Below are 15,281 nucleotides of genomic sequence, written 5' to 3' on the forward strand. Positions count from 1 at the left end.
TGGAGCAGAATATATGAGAAATCGGCCGTAGTCGGTATTCATGCGAGCGGGAACAGATATCATCGCTTTTTACACCTTTCGCATAGCGGATGATCTCGTCGATACGACGTTTTCGACCTGCGAACGAGCCGGATTCCGCGTCGACGAAGAAACCGAGCGAACGGCACGCGCACTCGATCAGGAATACAAGAAATTCACCGTTCGCTACGGCGATCGGTCCTTCGGGATCGCGTTCAATCTGGACGACGACCGCCCCCCGGGCGAACCGATACTCGGTTTCCGCTGTGGGAACCTGAGCGATCAGGCGAGTGTGACGGACGAACGCGAGTTTCGCGATCGCATGCACGGGTTCTTCGAACTCCTCTGTCGCCTCTCCGTGGCCCTCGACGTCGACTACGCGCCGCTTATCCGTCCGGACAACCGCGGCGTCGCCCCCGACGACCACCCGATAGCCGACTCCCTCGAGGAACTCCCTCGAATCGGCGTTTACGACCGGACCGTCGTCGATCGGTTCGGCGGTCTCGAGGCCATGTTCGGCGCGCAACTGTGGTACACGGCGACCCTCGAGGGAGACAAAACCGTCGTCGTCGAAACGGAGCGGCCCCTAGACGAGGTCGACTGGCGACCACCGACCGACGCCGACTTTCTCGAGAATGCGGCGTTCGACGCTCCCGACGAGCGAGAATAGCGGAGCCGAAGCGCGGTCAGGCGTCCTGCACCTGCCGTAACACGTCGGGCGCGTCCTCGAGCGCGTCGTCCAGCGCCTCGACATCCGGGCCGCCGCCCTGGGCGAAGTCCGGCGGGCCGCCACCGCCGCCGCCGACCTTGGCGGCGAGTTCGCCGACGACCTCGCCGGCGTTGACGCCGATGCCGTCGGGGACGGAGACGACGAACTGCGCGCCGTCCTGTCCGCTGCCGAGGACGGCGATCTTGCCCTCCTCGCTGATGGCGTTTGCCGTCGCGCGGAGTTCGTCCATGTCGGCGTCGATGCGGTCGACGACCGCGGTGGCATTCTCGTCCTCGAGTCCGAGTTCGACCTCGTCGGCGTCGCCGCCCCCGCCGGCGCGGGCCGCGGCGAGCTGTTCCTTGAGGTCCTCGATGCGCTTGCCGCGGTCCTTCCACTCCTCGAAGAACCGTTCGGCGGTCTCAGGGACCTCCTCGGGGGAGACGTCGAGGGTCTCGGCCGCCTCGTAGAGAGCGTCCTCTTTCTCCTGGGTGGCCTCGAGGGCGGCCTCGCCGGCCGCGAACGTGATTCGCTCGACGCCGTCCTGGACGCGCTCGGTCGAGAGGACCTTGATCGAGCCGATGTCGCCGGTGCGGGCGACGTGGGTGCCACCGCAGGCCTGGACGTCGTCGTCGACGTGGATCAGGCGGATCTGCTCGCCCGGCGGGATGCCGCCCTGGTAGAGGTCGAAGCCGTGTTCGGCCTCGGCCTCGTGGCGGTCGGGCCACTCCTGGGTGACCTGGCCGTTGTCCATGACGATGTCGTTGGCGACGCGTTCGATCTCCTTGACGTCCTCGCGGGTGATCCGCTCGTAGTGGCGCAGGTCGATCCGCGAGGAGTCGACGCCCTTCTGTGCGCCGGCCTGCCGGACGTGATCGCCGAGCACCTGTCGTGCGGAGTGGATGACGATGTGCGTCGCCGTGTGGTGGCGCATGAGCTGTCGACGCCGCGCGCCGTCGACCTGCCCGTTGACGAACTCGCCCTTGCCGGGGTTCTCGTCGGTCCGGTGGAGGATGACGTCGTCCTCGATCTGGACGTCCGTGACCTCGACCGTGGTGTCGTCCGTCGAGAGCGTCCCGGTGTCGGCGGGCTGGCCGCCGCCCTCGGGGTAGAACATGGTCTGGTCGAGGACGACGTCGTATCCGTCCTCGCGCTCGAAGACGTCCAGCACAACCGCCTCGAACTGGGTCCGCCCCTGGTCGTCGTAGTAGAGCTTCTCGGTCTCGGGGAGGTCCTCGAACCGTTCGTCCTCGTCCTCGGACGACGTCTCGACGCTCTCGGGCGTGTCGTGGCGGTCCGCGACGAGGCTGTAGAAGTCGTCGGGAACGTCGACCTCGGCGCCGACGTCCTCGGCGATCTCCGCGACCATGTCGGGCTGGATGCCGTGGGAGTCGTAGAGTTCGATCAGTTCCTCGCGGGGGATCGGCTCGCCCGACTCGGCGTACTCCTCCGCGATCGCTTCGACGCGGCGGCCGCCGCGTTCGAGGGTCTCGCGGTACTTCTCGACCTCGGTGCGGACGATGTCACGGATCGTGTCGCGGTTCTCGTAGCCCAGGCGCTCGGCCTGCATGTCGACGAGTTCGTCCAGCGGCGCGTCGACGCCGACGTTGTCACAGAGGCGTTTCGTGCGGCGCAGGACCATCCGCGCGAGGTAGCCGGTGCCGACGTTCGAGGGGACGATCCCGTCCCCCAGCATGTACGCGAGGGTACGGCAGTGGTCGGCGATGGCGTAGACGTCCTCGAGCGGTTCGACGAGGTCCCGGAGTTCGTCGACGGAGACGCCGAGCTGGTCGGCGATGTCGCCGCGGGCGGCCTCGACGTCGTCGACGTCGTCGATGTCCAGGTTCCCCGAGAGGCGGGCCGCGCGGGCGACGAGGTCGGCCTCCTCGTCGCTGTGTTCGATCCCCGCGTTCTCCCTGAGGAAGTCGATCATGTCGGGGTAGATCGCCTCGTAGACCGTCGGCGTCCCCTGGGACATCCAGGTCCAGCGCTCGAGGCCGTACCCGGTGTCGACGACGTAGGTGTCCATGTACGAGTAGCGGTTGCCGTCCTTGAGCTCGTACTCGCCGTCGGGGTCCTGCTCCATGCACATGAAGACGAGCGTCGCGAGCTCGAGGCCCTTGTAGATGACCTCGATCGCGGGGCCGGCGTTGCCGCCGCCGACCCAGGGGTCCTCGATGTAGGTGACGTCCTCGATGTCGGCACCCATCTCGTCGAGCAGGGTGTCACAGAGTTCGACGGTCCGGTCCTTCCAGTAGACCTCGCCCTCGTAGGCGTACTCGGCGTCCGTGTCCTCCCGGCTGTTGAACGCGTGATGGGCCATCATCTCGAAGGCCATCGTGTGCCGTCCGGTCTTGCCGACGTTGTCGATGTCCTGCATCCGGATGCAGGGCTGGGACACCGTCAGCGGGTTCGCCGGCGGCGGCGTCTCCCCCGAGGTGACGAGCGGCTGGAAGTCGTAGATCGACGCCTGGGTCAGCAAGACGTCGTCCCGCCACCGGTTCGCGGCGACGGGGTAGGGGTCGATCCGCTCGTGGTCGTGCTCCTCGAAGAAGGAGAGAAACGCCTCCCGCATTTCCTCCAGGCTGTGCGCCTCGTCGAAGCCGGGCTCGCCGATGAAGTCGTATTCCTCGCAGGGCGGCTCGCCGCAGGTTTCCCGGGTTTCGTCGCGCGTCCAGAAGTGGTCCCCACACTCGGGGCACTCCTTTCGCACGAATCCTTCCTCCTCGAAGTACTCGAGGCGGTACTCGTCCGCCAGTTCGCTCATTACACGTGTGTTGACCAGCCAGCGCCTAAAACAGTTCCGCAACGTTCACCGGGGGAGAATCGGCCGTGCGCGGCGAGTACTGGGGCGAGGATCGAACCGACGGACGGGGAGTTCGCTCGTGGCCGACGACCGAGAACCGACTCGTGACGGACCGGTGGGAGTGGGGAGGTGGCCGTGCCCCCGTCACTGTCCCCGTCTTCGCCGGAGTCGACCGTCCGCTCGATTGAAGCCACGAACGGCGTTCTAGCGGCGCCTCGGTCGTAATATTCCGTTGTATCGGCGGTATAATATCGCCAGTAACTGCGAAAGAATCGTCAGACACGGCCAGAGAAACTTTACCCCGGTCCGCCGGACAGTACACATAGTCAACGGGTTCGAAGTCATCGATGGCACACTCGTCAACGCGTCCCCGCCCCCGAACGATTCTCTACGCGGCCACGACCGAAGCGACGGCCCGCGAGGGAGCGGCGGCGCTCGAGCGAACGATCGACGAGACGACCGCTAGAACCGACGACGAACCGACGGTTCACCCGATCGGGACCCCCCAGCGGATCCGCGAGTTCGCCCCCGAGGCCGACTGCGTCGTCTTCGCCGAGCGCGAGGCGGATCGAACCGGCGACGGAAACCCCGGTTTCGGGCTGACCGCAAACGTCGACCTGCTCGAGGTGGCCGAGGCCTGCGGGGAGACGCCGCTCGTCGTCTTCACCGACGACTCCTACGCCTCGACGGCTTCGCGGTCCGCCGACAGGGTCGACGGCTACGTCCGGCGCGGGACCGACGACGCGGTCTCCCACCTGGCCGACGAGGTCGAACGGGCATGTCACGACGTCGCGACGGCCGGCACCGGATCCGGCGGAGGGTCGGCGAGCGCGGGGTCGGGGTCGCGATCGGAACCGACCGGCACGCCCGCGCCCCCACCGGGCGACCAGCGGGTCGCGGACCGCTCGGACGTGGGGGGAGCGCGACCGAACGCGCCTTCGGGGCCGGGAATCGAGGGCCAAGACAGCCCCGACGACCCCACCAACGGCGACGCCGGCGAGACGAGCGGAGCGACCACCGCCGTCCTCGAGGCCGCGGCACGACTCGCCGACTGCCGGGACCGCGAGCGACTCTTCGAGCAACTGATCGAGGAGGTCGTCGAGGTGCTCGGCTACGAGTACTGCTGGATCGCGACGGTCAAGTTCGGCGACCTCGTCCCGCGGGCGACCTCGTCGGCGATCCCCGAGGAAACGATCGGCGACACGCCCGTCCACAGCCCCTTCGGTCGGGCGTTCCGGAACGACTCCGCCGTCCGGATCGACCTCGGACTGCACGACGTCCTCGAGCGCCCCGGCGAGAACGCGCGGTCGCTGTACAGCGTGCCGGTCGGCGACGTGGGTGTGTTGCAGGTAGTCGTGGATTCCCCCGAGACGGGTGAGAGCGAGACCGCGAGCGACGGCGGGACCGTCGAAACGGACCGCTACGCCCAGTCCAGCGACGAGTCCGACCTCGAGATACTCGAGTCGCTGTGTGAGTACGCCGCCACGATCCTCGAGCGAAACTGGACCGAACGGGGACTGATCAACGAACGCGACCGGGTCCGCCGCGAGCAGGAACGGCTCGAGGCCGAACGCGACCTGCTGGCCGACGCCTCCCGGCGACTCGAGACCGAACGCGACCGGCTCCAGCGCGTGTTCGAGAACGTGCCCGACCCCGCGGTCAGGTACGAACTCGAGGACGGCCGCGCCGTCGTCCGGGCCATCAACGGGGCGTTCGCGGAGACGTTCGACGCCGATCCCGACGCGCTCACGGGCGAACCGATCGCCGAGTACACCGTCCCCGACGGCCTCGAGGAACGCGCCGAGACCCTCGCCGCAGCGCTGCGCTCCGGGGAGCGGCAACTGCTGATCCACCGCCGCGAGACGGTCGAAGGCGTCCGGGACTTCGTGCTGACCGCGGTGCCGCTCGAGACGGTCGTGGAGGGTGACGACGGGGACGAGGACGGCGACGGCGACGGCGACGCTGGCGAGAAAGCGGACGCCGACGGCGAACTGCGGACGGAAACCGGCCTCCTCGTCTACGACGACGTCACCGAGCGCAAGCGCCGCGAACTCGAGCACGCCGCCGCGACCGAACGCCTCGAGACGATCGCCGAACTGGTCGACGACGACGTGCTCGCACCGCTGAACGTCGCCCGGAGCTACCTCGAACTCGCCGAGGAGACCGGCAAGGAGGAACACTTCCGAACCATCGCCGATGCCCACGAGCAACTCGAGGCCGGGCTCGCCGCGCTGGAAGCCCTGGCCGACGCCGACGAGGCCGAACCCGTCGCGGTCAGCGACGTCGCGCGCCGCGCCTGGGCGACCGTCGACACCGGCGACGCGCGGCTCGTCACCGAGAGCGACCTCGTGCTCGAGGCCGACCGCGAGCGCCTGCGGGAGCTGTTCGAACACGTGCTCGAGACGGCGGTCGACGGGGAGCGGACGGCCGACGCCGGATCGGAGCCGATCACCGTCACCGTCGGCGCGACCGACGACGGCTTCTACGTGGCCGGAGACCGGCCCGCAAACGAGGACGGGCCGGACGGCCGCCAGGAAGCACCCACACCGGGTCGACTCGACGGCACGGAGGGGGCGGGCCTCCAGTTGGACGCCGTCGAGGAGATCGCCGCGGCTCACGGCTGGGACGTCGGCGTCGCCGAGGACGAGGACGGGACGGCCTTCGCGTTCCGCGGGGTCGACGCCCTCGATCTGACCTGACGCGATCGGCTCAGGCCACGTACCGGGCCGGCACCGAAAGGCCGAACTCCGCGGCCGACTCCGCGACGATTCCCTTTCTCGTGTAGATGTCGGGCTTGTAGTACAACTCCTTCGTGATCCCGTACTCCTCGCGGATGTGGTCCCTGACGCGGTCGACGTCGCCCTTCGCGAAGTAGTTCGGCGTGTAGACAGTCAGGAGGTAGTCGTCGTACATCTCGAGGTGGTCGTATCCGTAGGTCGTCATCGCTTTCGCGGCCCAGATGATCCCGTCCTCTGCGTCGGCAACGAACTCGGGCCACAGTTCCGCGATGCGCTCCCCGGTGCCGGTCACCTGCCACTTGCCGATCGTCGTCTCCGTCTCGAGGGCCTCCCGATCGATCTCGGCGACTGCCTCGCTGTCGGCGGGTGGCAAGTCGTCGGCAGTGACCTCCGACGCTCGAGGTACGTCGTGGGTCGAGAAGTAGGCGTCCGCGCCGATGGCCGGGGCGTCGCTGACGTCTCTACTGCGGAGCCAGTACGTCTCCTCGTCGGTGATATCGAGCGGTGATCGCACACCTCGAGTTCGACGGGAGCGAACGACAAGGTTCGCCGAACGGGGTGAAAGTGAAAGTGAAAGTGGAAGCGATAACGAAAGTGAAGCGATCGAACGGCTACTCCGCCTCTTCCAGCGCCAGCGACGCCAGCATTCCCTCGAGTTGCAGCCGCTCGTTCGCCCCCGTCGTGATACGGTAGTCGACCTCGCCGAGGCGCTCGAGCAGCCGGACCGTCGCCCGCTCGGGGATGTCGAACTGCCACGCGGAGCGGTGGAGCTGGTCGATGACGTCACCCCCGGCGAGCCCGCGGTCGGTCAGCAGGTCCTCGAGGGCCGCGCGGGCGGCGGTGAAGTCGCCGTCGATAGCGTGTTCGACCATCTCCTCGACCTCCTCCGGGCGGGCGGTAGAGGTGATCGCGAAGACGGTCTCCTCGTCGACGGTTTCGCCCATCACGGCTGCGGCCTGGAGGCCGTTGATCGCCTTCCGCATGTCGCCGTCGGCCGCGAAGACCAGGGCGTCGACGCCGTCGTCGGTCACCTCGATTCCCTCCTCGGCGGCGATCTCGCGGACCTGGGCCTCGGTCGCGTCGTCTGTCAGTTCGGTAAAGCGGAAGACGGCACACCGGGACTGGATGGGGTCGATGATCTGGCTCGAGTAGTTACACGAGAGGATAAAGCGGGTGTTGCTCGAGAACTGTTCCATCGTGCGCCGGAGCGCCGACTGGGCGTCGCTGGTCAGCGCGTCGGCCTCGTCGAGGAAGATGATGCGGTGGTCGTAGCCGCCGAACGAGGACCGGGCGAAGTCCTTGATCCGGTCGCGGACGACGTCGATCCCGCGCTGGTCGGAGGCGTTGAGCTCGAGGAAGTTCTCCCGCCAGTCGTCGTCGTAGATCTCGCGGGCGATGGCTTGCGCAGCGGTCGTCTTCCCTGTACCCGCCGGCCCCGCGAACATGAGATGGGGGAGGTCGTCCTGCTCGACGTACCGTTTCAGGCGCGGGACAATGTTCTCGTGGCCCTTGATCTCGTCGAGCCGTTCCGGCCGGTACTTCTCGATCCAGACCTCGGTCTTGCCGGGTGTCGGCTCCGCCGCCTCGGCGTCGGCCTCGCTCATACCGGCTCAACGCGTGGCCCGGAAATAAAACGACCGAAGGTCGCCGTCGAGTGCGCCGCCACGTTCCCGGTCCCGCAGCCTGAACGCCGACGAGGCCACACACAGTATTTTAGCCCTGCTCGAGGAAGTAGCGTACATGTCATTCGAGGAACCATCTCGAGCCCGAATCGCAGTCGTGGTCGTCCTCGCCGCGTTGGTCTGTGCGACGCCTGTAGCAGCCGCTACCGCGCCCGTCGCCCAGACGGGGACCGACGTCCGGATCGGCGCGACGATCGTCGTCGACGAGGGCGAGACCGTCGAGGGCCTCGAGGCGATCGGGGGAACGATCCTCGTCGAGGGCACCGTCACCGGCGACGTCGAGGCAGTCGGAGGCGACGTGCGGATCGACGGCGACGTACAGGGCGACGTCGACGCCGTAGGCGGCACCGTGACGATCGGCGGCGATGTCGGGGGTGACGTCGGAACAGCAGCGGGCAGCCTCGAGATTCTCGAGGGCGCGACGGTCGGCGGCACGCTCTCGGCGGGTGCCGCCACCGTGACGATCGACGGCACCGTGGTCGGCGATGCGTCCGTCGGTGCCGAGACGATCCGACTGGGCGACAATGCGGCGCTCGAGGGCGATCTGCGGTACGGCGGCTCGCTCGAGGGTGACACCGACGCGGTCGCGGGCGAGGTCGAACGCGACTCGTCGATCGCCGTCGGCAGCGACCTCGCGCCGACGATCGAGCCGCTGGCCTCGTGGGTGGTCGCGCTGTACGCGTTCGCGCTGAACCTGTTGCTCGGGGCCGTGCTGCTGGCCCTGTTCCCGCGGTTCTCGGCCGGCGTCGCCGACCGGGTCGCGAGCAACCCGGTCCGGACCGGGCTGGTCGGACTGGGTGTCCTCGTCGGGGTGCCGATACTGCTCGTGGCGACGGCGATCACCGTGATCGGCATCCCGCTGACGATCGTGGGCACCTTCGCGTTCCTGCTGGTGATCTGGATCGGGATCGTCTACGGCCGGTTCGCCGTCGCCGCGGCGCTGCTCTCGCTCGCCGGCGTCGAGAACCGGTGGCTGGCGCTGGTCGTCGGCCTCCTGGGCGGCGCGGTGCTCGGACAGATTCCCTACGTCGGCGATCCGCTCAACCTGCTGATCTTCCTGCTCGGACTGGGCGCGCTCGCCTCGACGCTGTACGGTCCCCGGCGGACCGTCCGCGAGCGAGGGCAGGCGGAACCGGAACCGGAACCCGGGTACGAGGGAGACGTCGGATCCGACGAACCGGCGACCGACTGACGCCGAGCGGGACCGAGCGGGGCCGAGCGACGCGCTCAAGTCCGCCCCCTCGTAACTGGGGGTATGCGCGTCACCGTCGACGTCAAGGGCGAGACTACCCACGAGATCGACCTCGAGGAACTCGGCACCGCCGGCGGTTCGGGCGGTCGATCCGAACCGACCTATGCCGACCTCCTCGGGGCAGTCGATCTCAGTCCCCACGAGGTGAGCGTCCTGGTCGACGGCCGGCCGGTACCGGAGGATCAGCCGGTCGACAGCGACGAAGTGACGGTGTTGCGGTTGATCAAAGGCGGCGCGGCGTGACGGCCGGGTTCGCCGCCGTCGGTTCCGACGCGGAGCACGGGATCAGGCGTTGACGTGTTTGACCTCGTAACCGTGATCCCGGATCGAGCGGATGATCGCCCGCGACTGCCCCGCGCCGCTGGTCTCGATCTGGAAGACGAGGTGGGCCTCGCCGACGTCGAGTTCCGGCGCCGACCGGTCGTGGCGCACGTTGCGGATGTTGGCGTTGTGTTTCGCGATCAGGCCCGAAATCTCCTCCATCCTCCCGGACTGGTCGTCGATCCGCACCCGCAGGCGGAGCAACTGATCGCGGTCGCTCAAGGCGTGGACCAGCACCGTCTGGAGCATCGTCATGTCGAGGTTGCCACCACAGAGCAGCGGCATCACCGTCTCGCCGGTCACGTCCAGTTCCTCACTGATGATGGCCGCGACCGAGGCCGCACCCGCGCCCTCGACGACCTGTTTCGCCCGCTCTAACAACAGGAGAATCGCCCGCGCGATCTCCCCGTCGGTCACCGTTACCACCTCGTCGACGTGCTCCTCGATCAGCGAAAGGGTGAGATCGGAGATCCCGCCCGTCGCGATCCCGTCCGCGATCGTATCGACCGACTCGAGCGAGACCGGCGTCCCCTTCTGAAGGCTGTCGGGAACCGTCGCGGCGTCCGAGGCCTGGACGCCGACGACACGGGTGTCGGGCGAGAGTTCGGCGAACGCGGTCGCGATCCCGGAGATGAGGCCGCCACCCCCGATCGGAACGACGATCGTGTCCACCTCGGGGAGGTCCTCGTACATCTCGAGGCCGAGAGTGCCCTGCCCGGCGACGATGGCGGGGTCGTCGTACGCGTGGACGAACTCGACGTCCCCGCCGTCGTCGGCGATGTCGCGGGCGTGGGCCATCGCCTCGCGGAAGTCGGTGCCGACGAGTTCGACGTCCGCCCCGTACTCGCGAGTCGCATCGACCTTGGCCTGGGGGGCGCTGCGGGGCATTACGATGGTCGAGTCGATCCCGAGTTTCGTCGCCGCGAGCGCGACCCCCTGGGCGTGGTTGCCCGCGCTGGCCGCGACGACGCGGTTCGCCTCCCCCTCCTCGACCGTCTGGGCGATCTTGTTGTACGCGCCCCGGGTCTTGAACGAGCCCGTCCACTGGAGGTGTTCCATCTTGAGGTGGACCTCGCCGCCGGTGAGTTCGTCCAGCGAGGTGCTCCGTTCGACGGGCGTATGCTTGACGACCGAGTCGTCGTCGAGCCGATCGCGGGCGGCCTCGACGTCGGCGAACGAGACGGCGTCTGAACTGCGTGTCATCCGTTGTCGCAATATTTGCGCGCGAGTCAATAATGGTTCGTTCCGTGGCCGGCCGCCGGGGTGATCTGCACCCGGCATCGGGTACCCAATACCCGGTAGCCGGCAGCCACCACCTGGCACCCGACACCCGGCACCCGGAAACCGGAAGCCGTGCAATTTTCCGCAGCCAGCGACGAATCCACTCACATGGTAGCCGACAGCCCTCCCATCCCACCCCTCGAGCCGTGTCGCACCCTCGAGGAGCGAGCCAATCGGTCGGCACCCGCCGGCGTTTCGTCTGCGAGTAGCGATCCCCCATCATGAAGCCGTTCGTCCGTCCCGCCCGGTCCACCGATACCCTCGAGGTCAGACGCATCCTCGACGCGGCCATGCTCGAACCCGGCGACGTCGAGGGGCGGATCGAGACCGGGGACGTGTTCGTCGCCGGCGACGGGAACGGCGACGAGGAACGGATCCTCGGGACGATCGTGCTCGAGCCGATCGAGGGCGAGCGCGGCGCACACGTCTCCGCCATCGGCGTCCGCCGCCGCCACCGCGGTAACGGGCTCGGTCGCCGGCTGATCCGACACGCACTCGAACGAGAGGGACGGCTCACCGCGCGGTTCGACGACGGCGTGCGGCCGTTCTACGAGTCGCTGGGGTTCGCGATCGAACCCCTGGACGAACGCCGACACCGGGGCGTCGTCGTGGACGATTGACGCTCCACGGACGGCGGTCGAGCGGAGAGGGTCCTAATTGACCGAACGTGTTCTTCGACAGTTCCACTTACCTGGGAACCGACGGAACGACTGAAGTATCCGAATCGTGGAGAGTCGGTACGGATCCCCGTTTCCGACACCCAATACGACAGCCATGAACGAATACACGGCTTTCATCGTGGCAGCCAACGCCGCGACGCTACTCCTCGGCGGCGCGGTCGCGGGGCTCGCCTACCGGGCGTTCCGCCGAACCGGCTCTCGGGCGCTGCGGGCGGTAGCCGCCGGCTTCGGCTTCATCGTCGCCGGATCGGGCATCGCCGGCCTCGCCCACCTGATCGGCGGGAGCATCGCGCTTGGCGTCGCGATCCAGAGTTCCTGTACCGCCGGCGGGTTCGCCGTTCTCCTGTACTCGCTGTACACCGAGACATCCGCGACGACGACCGTCACGGTCGGAGGGTCGGGATGAGCGGAGGTGAACGAGCCGAGGCGACCGATCCGGTCCGCGTCGTCGCCCAGGGAACCTTCGACTTGCTCCACCCCGGCCACGTCCACTACCTCGAGGAGGCGGCCGCGTTGGGCGAGAAACTCCACGTAATCGTCGCCCGCCCGGAGACGGTCGACCACAAACCGGCTCCGATCGTCCCCGCCCCACAGCGACGCGACGCCGTCGCCGCCCTCGAGGTCGTCGATCACGCCCGGCTTGGCCACCCCGAGGACTTCTCCGTGCCGATCCGGGCGATCGATCCCGACGTGCTCGTGCTGGGTCACGACCAGCACCACGACGAACGCGAGGTCACCGCGATGCTCGCCGAGTGGGGGATCGACTGTCGCGTCGAACGGGCCAGCCACCAGAGGCGACGCCCGCCTCGGCGGGGCGTCGCCACGTATTCGTAGTGGAGATACCGCCAGACGTTCTGCAACAGCAGACTCACCACGACGTACAGAAACCGAACCGTTGCATCTCGCGTCGTTGTCGTCGCTATCGCTTGCTCGGACAAGCGATAGCTCGACTCGATACCGAAGCGTTTGCTGTAATGGTAGCGAGCATCGCGTGGTGTCTCAATGAACGGCGCGTCAGCGGCGTAGCCGTGACGCGCCACGCCGTGGTCATCGTACCGCCCGTTCAGGTACGTACAGTCGATGTAGACGGAAAACTCGACGGTCCAGCTGTGGCCGTCGAGTTTCCCTGTCAGATCGTGTTCGATGACACGGCTCCATCCTTCCGAGAGTTCCTGTTGAATCGTCTCACCCCACCAGATGATCGGGATCACGTAGGCGTAGTTGTGAGCCTGGAGTAGCGTGAGGCACTTGCTGTCGTAGAATCTGCGATCAAGGTAAACGGCCTTGACCCCGGTGTCAAGGCCGTCGAGAACACCGAGGAACTCGGCGAGGATGCTGCTGGCGGTGTCGCCGTCTTCGAGACGGCGCACCGCCAGCGTGTAGTGCTTGTTCTTCACGCGTGCGTAGAGCGTCGCGTACGCGTGGAACGCAGTAGTTCCACGCTTGGCTTCTGAATGATAGAGGCCCTCTGTGTTGTCTTCGTCACCGTAGTAGGACCGCAGGTGGAGGTCTGCGCAGACCTCCACCTGCTCGGGGAGGAGTTCGACGACATCTCGCCGAAGGGGCTTGTTAGCGACTCGTTCGAGCCGTTCCGGCTCGAACTTCGTCCGGAGGTGGTACAGGATCGTGTTCGCCGGTGGCGACTCTTTACTGGAGTTGCACAGCGTGGAGATCGAGGTTCCATCGGCGGTCGCGCCGACGAGGACCTCGTGAATGTCCTCGGGATCGATTTCAGCGTTATTCGCCAGGGTGAGAGAAACTTCCTCGTCAAGCCGGTTGACGAGGAAGTTAAGAAGTTGGTCTTCGTGGATTTCACTGTCCGCTTGCTTTGCTTGCTTGGACACAACTCAGCAAGCGGACTCCTTCAACTTGCGAGCTTTGTGAGGTACTGAATCTGATTGGCATTGGTAGTCGTTATCCGTCATCGTCGTCTGAATCTTCTAACCGGAATCCGCAGTGAGACGCCGACGTTGCAGTCTGGCTGCCGGTTAGGGTATTGAACCTACGGCGACGCCGTGAACCGGCTCTCGACCCAAACTGTGGCGGTTGCCGCCGAACAGGGCAGTTCTGATCCGAATGTTGTCGTTGAGACTATCTCGGCGAGAAGGAAGCCCTGAAGCGATCTTCAAATAATTTCTCAGGGGATTTTTGATACTAGCGCGTATATACTCTACACTGAACGCGAATTTCATGCTCTAATCTGAATAAATTGAATTAGCAACTGCCGATACTCCAATATTCAGCACTCGATACTAGTACCTGTGCCCGCTTCTATCCAGACACCATTCATCTGCGCCATACTTTCTACGCGAGAAAACTGACCGATACCTGAACATTCTGTGTTTTCTATCCAACAAGCGCTACCACAGGTGGGCTCAAATGTTGATCCATATCCGGTCTCCGCGATATACTGCCAAGCTGCCTGGTTGTCATAGTCATGAGTATAGTTGAAATACTCTCCATTGCTTTTGTCGGTGACTTCCGCCATTACAATCTCAGGTTGACTATATTGCCAACCTATAGTGCCTGAAATGCCAGCTGTTCCATACGAAATACCCGCTTGGAATGAACTCTCACCGCTTACTTCTCCAGTGGGATCTGTGGAACTTATGTAGGGCTCGACCGGGGAGAAAACGCCATATGTCCAATCCTGTTTAGTTTCGGCGAAATTTATCCTCGCTGATCCGTGATAATGGTATGGCACCATCCTATAAGATCCAGTCCAAGCCCAATATTCTGCATCGTCTTTTCCATCTAGTTCATCATCATATTGTGCAGGTTGAGCAGTAATGGTCAATTCGCCAGCATCGTGTTCTTCATACGCTGTTACAACAGACTTATCTTCCCAGTCACTTCCATGAGTCACACCATCTACATCATCTTGACTGGACTTCTGTAACATTGTATCATCTGTTGAACTGTCTAAGCTTTCAATGGTATCCATCCCTTCCACTTCTGAACGGACTTTTACCCCTCTCCGAGTGACAGATTTAGCTTTAGTACCACCTACTGATGAAGTCCCGACAAAGGAAACTGGGCGGCCATCCCGACCAACTTTTAACACATAAGAGTAAATATCTGTGTCAATTTCATAATCTGGGACACCATAAACTATCTTGTTTTCTTTTCTACTGTTTGGAAGCATACGGAAAAATTTTTTCAGGCTACTATCAATTTGCTTTTTTGACAATGGCTCACCATCTTTTGCAGTCATTTCCAAAATCGTTTTACTATTAGATTGAGCGACTGTGGTCTCACTAAAAAACAGGGGTGAGGTGGAACCAGCCGCTGCTAATTTTAAGATCCCTCTTCGGGACTTGTGGTGGCTTTTATCGATACCGTCACCTTGGTTTGCCTGATTTTCAGGCATAGTAATCATTATTTCCTCACTGGATATATGTTTTTCTAATATCTATAAGCAATTAGTTTACTGGTCAGCAGCATATGCATAGAACTAGCTTATCGTAGTAACTGAATAGTAAAGAGTGATTATCTATAAGTAACATGTGAACAGACATCTATTTGAGGTCAAAATTGAATTATGTCCTCCGAAGAAATTCACAAATTCGAATATTTCGCATTAAAAATTGTAGTTATTTTTATAATTATAGGATTGGTAACGGGTTCACTGACTAATAATATGAGGAATATTATAACTTTGTTTTGGATAGGTGTTGGATTAGCTGGATTGTTTCTTTTAGCAAGATTAGTTATAATAGCAGAAAAGATTTTGCACGAAATAGAATAGGTTGAAAATCAACACCCCCTCCCCCCCCCCCCTTAAATTTCTTATTCTG

The 15,281-nt window shown here is 64.2% G+C and carries 13 protein-coding genes and 1 pseudogene; 8 read left to right on the forward strand and 6 right to left on the reverse strand.

Annotated features, from left to right (window positions below):
* Positions 1-40: 40 nt before the first annotated feature.
* Complete coding sequence (locus CHINAEXTREME_RS04440; RefSeq protein ID WP_007141266.1) at positions 41-688, forward strand: hypothetical protein; 648 nt, start codon at positions 41-43, stop codon at positions 686-688.
* A 16-nt stretch (positions 689-704) separates the two neighbouring features.
* On the opposite strand, the gene alaS is transcribed toward CHINAEXTREME_RS04440, so the two are convergent.
* Entirely contained in the window at positions 705-3,491 is a 2,787-nt protein-coding gene (gene alaS, locus CHINAEXTREME_RS04445) for an alanine--tRNA ligase (RefSeq protein ID WP_007141267.1), read from the reverse strand.
* 386 nt (positions 3,492-3,877) lie between these two features.
* On the opposite strand from alaS, the gene CHINAEXTREME_RS04450 reads away from it, so the two are divergent.
* A complete protein-coding gene (locus tag CHINAEXTREME_RS04450; RefSeq protein WP_007141268.1) occupies positions 3,878-6,229 on the forward strand; it encodes a GAF domain-containing protein in 2,352 nt (783 codons plus the stop codon).
* A 10-nt stretch (positions 6,230-6,239) separates the two neighbouring features.
* Here CHINAEXTREME_RS04450 and CHINAEXTREME_RS04455 read toward each other — a convergent pair whose 3' ends face one another.
* Both CHINAEXTREME_RS04455 and CHINAEXTREME_RS04460 read right to left on the reverse strand, forming a co-directional pair.
* On the reverse strand, positions 6,240-6,782 hold the full coding sequence (locus CHINAEXTREME_RS04455) for a putative phosphothreonine lyase domain-containing protein (RefSeq protein WP_007141269.1): 543 nt from the start codon (positions 6,780-6,782) through the stop codon (positions 6,240-6,242).
* 97 nt (positions 6,783-6,879) lie between these two features.
* Positions 6,880-7,872 carry a replication factor C small subunit gene (locus CHINAEXTREME_RS04460; protein WP_007141270.1) on the reverse strand — a complete coding sequence of 331 codons (993 nt, stop codon included), beginning with the start codon at positions 7,870-7,872 and terminating at the stop codon, positions 6,880-6,882.
* A 136-nt stretch (positions 7,873-8,008) separates the two neighbouring features.
* Between CHINAEXTREME_RS04460 and CHINAEXTREME_RS04465 the strand changes: the two genes are divergently transcribed.
* Both CHINAEXTREME_RS04465 and samp2 read left to right on the forward strand, forming a co-directional pair.
* Positions 8,009-9,142, forward strand: coding sequence for a bactofilin family protein (locus tag CHINAEXTREME_RS04465; protein WP_029601421.1), 1,134 nt, complete (start codon positions 8,009-8,011; stop codon positions 9,140-9,142).
* Positions 9,143-9,205: 63 nt separating this feature from the next.
* A complete protein-coding gene (gene samp2, locus CHINAEXTREME_RS04470; protein WP_007141272.1) occupies positions 9,206-9,445 on the forward strand; it encodes a ubiquitin-like small modifier protein SAMP2 in 240 nt (79 codons plus the stop codon).
* A 42-nt stretch (positions 9,446-9,487) separates the two neighbouring features.
* Here the strand turns inward: samp2 and ilvA are convergent, their stop codons facing one another.
* The gene (gene ilvA, locus CHINAEXTREME_RS04475; RefSeq protein WP_007141273.1) at positions 9,488-10,726 is read right to left on the reverse strand and encodes a threonine ammonia-lyase; all 1,239 of its coding nucleotides are present in this window, start codon (positions 10,724-10,726) and stop codon (positions 9,488-9,490) included.
* Positions 10,727-11,025: 299 nt separating this feature from the next.
* Here ilvA and CHINAEXTREME_RS04480 point away from each other — a divergent pair, with 299 nt between their 5' ends.
* From CHINAEXTREME_RS04480 to CHINAEXTREME_RS04490, 3 genes and pseudogenes are all read left to right on the forward strand, one after another.
* Complete coding sequence (locus CHINAEXTREME_RS04480) at positions 11,026-11,424, forward strand: GNAT family N-acetyltransferase (RefSeq protein ID WP_007141274.1); 399 nt, start codon at positions 11,026-11,028, stop codon at positions 11,422-11,424.
* A 154-nt stretch (positions 11,425-11,578) separates the two neighbouring features.
* Positions 11,579-11,890 (forward strand): DUF7521 family protein, encoded by a 312-nt coding sequence (locus CHINAEXTREME_RS04485; protein ID WP_007141275.1) that lies wholly within the window; start codon positions 11,579-11,581, stop codon positions 11,888-11,890.
* A pseudogene (locus CHINAEXTREME_RS04490) lies at positions 11,887-12,285 on the forward strand (adenylyltransferase/cytidyltransferase family protein); the annotation flags it as partial. The gene CHINAEXTREME_RS04485 and the pseudogene CHINAEXTREME_RS04490, both read left to right, overlap by 4 nt.
* Here the strand turns inward: CHINAEXTREME_RS04490 and CHINAEXTREME_RS04495 are convergent.
* Both CHINAEXTREME_RS04495 and CHINAEXTREME_RS21370 read right to left on the reverse strand, forming a co-directional pair.
* A complete protein-coding gene (locus tag CHINAEXTREME_RS04495; protein WP_152423887.1) occupies positions 12,189-13,328 on the reverse strand; it encodes an ISH3 family transposase in 1,140 nt (379 codons plus the stop codon). The pseudogene CHINAEXTREME_RS04490 and the gene CHINAEXTREME_RS04495 sit on opposite strands and share 97 nt — an antisense overlap.
* A 395-nt stretch (positions 13,329-13,723) precedes the next feature.
* The gene (locus CHINAEXTREME_RS21370; protein WP_152423888.1) at positions 13,724-14,854 is read right to left on the reverse strand and encodes a hypothetical protein; all 1,131 of its coding nucleotides are present in this window, start codon (positions 14,852-14,854) and stop codon (positions 13,724-13,726) included.
* 171 nt (positions 14,855-15,025) lie between these two features.
* Here CHINAEXTREME_RS21370 and CHINAEXTREME_RS21375 point away from each other — a divergent pair, with 171 nt between their 5' ends.
* A complete protein-coding gene (locus CHINAEXTREME_RS21375; protein ID WP_152423889.1) occupies positions 15,026-15,232 on the forward strand; it encodes a hypothetical protein in 207 nt (68 codons plus the stop codon).
* The last annotated feature ends 49 nt before the right edge of the window (positions 15,233-15,281 follow it).

Source organism: Halobiforma lacisalsi AJ5, assembly GCF_000226975.2.
Classification (GTDB): domain Archaea; phylum Halobacteriota; class Halobacteria; order Halobacteriales; family Natrialbaceae; genus Natronobacterium; species Natronobacterium lacisalsi.

Excerpts from the sequence above, each read along its gene's own strand:
- CHINAEXTREME_RS04460 (WP_007141270.1), bottom strand. The coding sequence starts at position 7,872 with ATGAGCGAGGCCGACGCCGAGGCGGCGGAGCCGACACCCGGCAAGACC.
- CHINAEXTREME_RS04480 (WP_007141274.1), top strand. The coding sequence starts at position 11,026 with ATGAAGCCGTTCGTCCGTCCCGCCCGGTCCACCGATACCCTCGAGGTC.
- samp2 (WP_007141272.1), top strand. The coding sequence starts at position 9,206 with ATGCGCGTCACCGTCGACGTCAAGGGCGAGACTACCCACGAGATCGAC.
- CHINAEXTREME_RS04465 (WP_029601421.1), top strand. The coding sequence starts at position 8,009 with ATGTCATTCGAGGAACCATCTCGAGCCCGAATCGCAGTCGTGGTCGTC.
- CHINAEXTREME_RS21370 (WP_152423888.1), bottom strand. The coding sequence starts at position 14,854 with ATGCCTGAAAATCAGGCAAACCAAGGTGACGGTATCGATAAAAGCCAC.
- CHINAEXTREME_RS21375 (WP_152423889.1), top strand. The coding sequence starts at position 15,026 with ATGTCCTCCGAAGAAATTCACAAATTCGAATATTTCGCATTAAAAATT.
- CHINAEXTREME_RS04485 (WP_007141275.1), top strand. The coding sequence starts at position 11,579 with ATGAACGAATACACGGCTTTCATCGTGGCAGCCAACGCCGCGACGCTA.
- CHINAEXTREME_RS04450 (WP_007141268.1), top strand. The coding sequence starts at position 3,878 with ATGGCACACTCGTCAACGCGTCCCCGCCCCCGAACGATTCTCTACGCG.
- ilvA (WP_007141273.1), bottom strand. The coding sequence starts at position 10,726 with ATGACACGCAGTTCAGACGCCGTCTCGTTCGCCGACGTCGAGGCCGCC.
- alaS (WP_007141267.1), bottom strand. The coding sequence starts at position 3,491 with ATGAGCGAACTGGCGGACGAGTACCGCCTCGAGTACTTCGAGGAGGAA.
- CHINAEXTREME_RS04440 (WP_007141266.1), top strand. The coding sequence starts at position 41 with ATGCGAGCGGGAACAGATATCATCGCTTTTTACACCTTTCGCATAGCG.